Below are 3,486 nucleotides of genomic sequence, written 5' to 3'. Positions count from 1 at the left end.
CGACGACGAGGACGCCGACCTGACCCTCCTCGAGATCGCGGCACTCGACGGGTTGTTGCGGCACGGCGTCCGGCTCGTGGCGGTCGCGGACGCCGACGCTCACCCCGCCGAGCCTGCCGAGCTCGGCGCGGTCACCCTCGACGGGGTCGGCTGGGGGAGGGTCACCAGCCTGTTCAGCGACGACGCCGACGGAGCCGCGCTGGCGGCGTCCGTGAAGCGCGATCTGGGCGACGCCGGGCTGGTCGAGGCGTGGGACGCCGACGTCACCGCCCCGCTGCTGACCGACGCCGAGCTGCTCTGGCACGGTTCCACCGAGTGGGAACGCCTGACACACTAGGCGCCATGCCCAGGAGCTTGTGGAAAGGCGCGGTCAGCTTCGGCCTCGTGACCATCCCGGTGAAGCTGTATTCGGCCACCGAGGAGAAGGACGTCACGTTCCGGCAGGTGCACCCCGCCGACGGCGGCCGCATCAAGTACAAGCGCGTGTGCGAGGTGTGCGGCGAGGAGATCCCGTATGCGGAGATCGCGAAGGGCTACCAGACCGCCGACGGGCGCATGGTGGTCCTCGAGGCGTCCGACTTCGAGGAACTCCCGCTGCCCACGGCCAAACAGGTCGAGATCGTGCAGTTCGTGGAGGGCGACGAGATCGATCCGGTGGCCTACAACAAGTCCTACTTCCTGGAGGCCGAGGGGCCGGGCGCCAAGCCCTACGTCCTGCTGCGGGAGGCGCTGCGCAAGGCGAAGAAGGTGGCCGTCGTGAAGGTGGCGCTGCGCTCGCGGGAGTCGCTGGCGCTGATCCGCGCTGCGGGCGACCTGCTCGTTCTGCAGACCCTGCTGTGGCCCGACGAACTGCGCGACGGCGCCTTCGCCGCGCCGGACGCCGACATCAAGGCGTCCAAGGGCGAGGTCGACATGGCGAAGATGTTCATCGACCAGCTGACCGCGCCCTACGACCCGGCCCAGTTCTCGGACTCCTATCGGGAGGCCCTCGAACAGGTGGTGGCCGCCAAGCTCGGGGACGCCCCGGCCCCCGAGTCGGCAGCGGAGGAGGCGGCGTCCGGCGATGTCGTCGACCTGGTGGCAGCGCTCAAGGCCTCCGTCGAGGCGGCCAAGAAGCGCCGCGCCGAGGCGGCCAAGGCGGGCTGACGCCGCCGGACGCGCCGGTCGACACGACACCTAGGATGACCCCATGGACGCCCTGACCCGAGTTCCCGTTCCTGTCAACGAGCCCGTGCTCACCTATGCGCCCGGCTCGGCCGAGCGTGCCGCCCTGGAGGTGCGGCTGGCGGAGTTGGCGTCGGCGGCGCCGATGGCGCTGGATGCGTGGATCGGCGGCGAGCGGCGCCCGGGCAAGGGCGAGAAGCTCGAGGTGCGCATGCCGTCGGACCACGCGCACGTGCTCGGCACGCTGAAGGCAGCGACGCAGGCGGACGCCCGGGCCGCGGTCGATGCGGCGCTCGCGGCGGCTCCGGCGTGGGCGGAGATGCCGTTCGACCAACGGGCGGCAGTCTTCCTGCGTGCGGCCGACCTGATCGCCGGCCCGTACCGGGCCACCCTGAACGCGGCCACGATGCTCGGCCAGGGCAAGACGGTGCAGCAGGCCGAGATCGACTCGGCGTGCGAGATCATCGACTTCTTGCGGTTCAACGTGGCCTACGCGCAGCAGATCATGGGCGACCAGCCTGGCAACGCGCCGGGCGTGTGGAACAAGATGGAGTACCGCCCGCTGGAGGGGTTCGTCTACGCGATCACGCCGTTCAACTTCACCGCGATCGCGGGCAACCTGCCGACGTCGGCCGCACTCATGGGCAACGTGGTCGTGTGGAAGCCGGCCGTGACCCAGACGTTCGCCGCGCACTTCCTCGTCGAGGTTCTCCAGAAGGCCGGCCTGCCGGCCGGCGTCATCAACATGCTGCCCGGGCACGGCAGGGACGTGTCCGAGGTCGTGTTGGCTTCCGAACATCTGGGCGGCATCCACTTCACCGGGTCGACCGGGGTGTTCCAGGGGCTGTGGGCCGAGGTGGGTGCCAACATCGCCCGGTACCGCAGCTACCCGCGGATCGTCGGCGAAACCGGCGGCAAGGACTTCATCGTCGCGCACCCGTCGGCGGAGCCGAAGGCGCTGGTCACGGCGATGATCCGCGGCGCGTTCGAGTACTCGGGGCAGAAGTGCTCGGCGGCGTCCCGGGCCTACGTGCCGGCGTCGTTCTGGGCACAGATCCGTGACGAGCTCGTCGCCCAGACGGACGCCCTCGCCGTCGGCGACGTGCGCGACCTGGCCAACTTCACCTCTGCGGTCATCGACGAGCGGGCGTTCCGGAAGCTCGCGAAGGTCATCGACGCGTGCCATCGGGACGCCACGATGGAGGTCGTCGCCGGTGGCACCTACGACGACAGCGTGGGCTGGTTCGTGCGGCCCACCATCGTGACCTCCACCGATCCGAAGGCCGACATCTTCGTCACCGAGTACTTCGGGCCGATCCTGGGCGTGTACGTGTACCCCGACGACGGCTTCGAGGGCGTCCTCGACCTCGTGGACGCCGCCTCTCCCTACGCCTTGACCGGTTCGGTCTTCGCCACCGACCGGGACGCCGTCGAGCTGGCCCAGCGGCGGCTGCGGTTCACGGCGGGCAACTTCTACATCAACGACAAGCCGACGGGCGCCGTGGTGGGCCAGCAGCCGTTCGGCGGGGGCCGGGCGTCGGGGACGAACGACAAGGCCGGTTCGATGTGGAATCTCATCCGTTGGGTCAGCCCGCGGGCGATCAAGGAGACCCTCGTGCCCCCGACGAGCACCTCCTACCCGCACATGACGTGACCGCGAGCGGAGCGAGCAGTCACCTCATGCGAGCCCCGTGTGCGGATGCGTGCTGCACAACCGGTGCTGGAGCACGCGTTTCGCAACACGGATCCGCACACGTCACGGGGCTGAGTCGCTCTCAGCGGTCCGCGAGCCAGGCTTGGCCGACGCGCTCCTGGGCGGCCAGGGCGCCGAGGATCTCGGGGGCGGCCAGCTTCTCGATCTGCCCGCCCACGAGGGGGATCGACACGGTCAGGTCGCCGTCGTAGGTGACGGTCGATCCGGACGCCGCCGGCGCGATCCGCACGTCGGCCACGGCCTTCATGGGCGCCCCCGGCACGGTCAGGGTGAGGACGCCGTCGCGCGAGCCGCCGGCAGCGGCGTCCGACCACGTCGTGTCCATGACGATGCGCAGCGTGTCGCCGATGAACCGGCGGATCTCGCTCGGCGCCGGCAGGGCAGCCTCGAGGGCGCTGCGGGACGGCGTCGCCGCGACCTTGTGCTCCACCGCGCCGAGTTCGGACGCCGCCCGCGCGAGAAAGGCTTCGTCGGTCAGCATCGCGTGCACGGCGGTCGGATCGGCGGGGTAGCTCTGGGCTGCGGTGATCTTCATGCGTCCTTCCTACCGGATGCGTCCGTTCGGCGCCCACTCGCGAGCCATCGGCGGGGGGCCTCCGCCCCGGCGG

Annotated in this window: 4 protein-coding genes; 3 read left to right on the top strand and 1 reads right to left on the bottom strand. The window is 70.7% G+C overall.

What is annotated here, in order from left to right:
- The 3 genes from Q1K57_RS11040 to pruA all read left to right on the top strand — a co-directional run.
- Window positions 1–337, top strand: a 337-nt coding sequence (locus Q1K57_RS11040) for a hypothetical protein (protein WP_300082405.1), incomplete at its 5' end; no start/stop codon positions are given.
- Between the two features lie 5 nt (window positions 338–342).
- Window positions 343–1,146, top strand: coding sequence for a Ku protein (locus Q1K57_RS11035; RefSeq protein WP_300082402.1), 804 nt, complete (start codon window positions 343–345; stop codon window positions 1,144–1,146).
- Window positions 1,147–1,189: 43 nt separating this feature from the next.
- Window positions 1,190–2,818 carry an L-glutamate gamma-semialdehyde dehydrogenase gene (gene pruA / locus Q1K57_RS11030; protein WP_300082399.1) on the top strand — a complete coding sequence of 543 codons (1,629 nt, stop codon included), beginning with the start codon at window positions 1,190–1,192 and terminating at the stop codon, window positions 2,816–2,818.
- 121 nt (window positions 2,819–2,939) lie between these two features.
- On the opposite strand, the gene Q1K57_RS11025 is transcribed toward pruA, so the two are convergent.
- A complete protein-coding gene (locus Q1K57_RS11025; protein WP_300082395.1) occupies window positions 2,940–3,413 on the bottom strand; it encodes a DUF2505 domain-containing protein in 474 nt (157 codons plus the stop codon).
- Between the last annotated feature and the right edge of the window lie 73 nt (window positions 3,414–3,486).

Origin of the sequence: Propioniciclava sp. (assembly GCF_029977985.1) — a bacterium.
In the GTDB taxonomy this organism is placed as follows: Bacteria; Actinomycetota; Actinomycetes; order Propionibacteriales; family Propionibacteriaceae; genus Propioniciclava.
Note: the sequence above shows the minus strand (reverse complement) of the source record. Positions and strands in the feature narration are given on the sequence as shown.

Bases quoted from the DNA above. Each gene is read 5' to 3' on its own strand.
- pruA (WP_300082399.1), top strand. From the start codon at position 1,190: ATGGACGCCCTGACCCGAGTTCCCGTTCCTGTCAACGAGCCCGTGCTC.
- Q1K57_RS11025 (WP_300082395.1), bottom strand. From the start codon at position 3,413: ATGAAGATCACCGCAGCCCAGAGCTACCCCGCCGATCCGACCGCCGTG.
- Q1K57_RS11035 (WP_300082402.1), top strand. From the start codon at position 343: ATGCCCAGGAGCTTGTGGAAAGGCGCGGTCAGCTTCGGCCTCGTGACC.